General features: G+C 68.4%; 1 pseudogene. It reads right to left on the bottom strand.

The window, feature by feature from the left end:
- Positions 1-142 precede the first annotated feature (142 nt).
- A pseudogene (locus MKK67_RS00005) lies at positions 143-282 on the bottom strand (cyanase); the annotation flags it as partial.

Genomic DNA, 282 nt, shown 5'->3' with positions numbered 1-282 from the left:
GTCTCGTCGATGGCCCGGACGCGCACGTCCGCGGTCTCGGCGAAGCTCGCGCCGGTCTGGCTGAGGGTGTCGGCGATGCGCGCGCCCTGGCTCGCCACCGCGAGCACGATGTCGCGGCCGGTGCCGCTGATCCGGGTCTGGCCATGTTGAAGTCGATCGCCGACATGATGCCGTCGCCGAACTCCTCCTGGATCAGCTCCTTGAAGGTCGTGCCGTAGACCATCACCAGCTCGTAGAACCGGTAGATCAGCGGGTCGGTGGGCGGCATCGCCGGGATCGAGC

It is taken from the genome of Methylobacterium sp. J-072 (genome assembly GCF_022829425.1).
Classification (GTDB): domain Bacteria; phylum Pseudomonadota; class Alphaproteobacteria; order Rhizobiales; family Beijerinckiaceae; genus Methylobacterium.
This window is presented reverse-complemented; position numbering and strand designations above follow the sequence as displayed.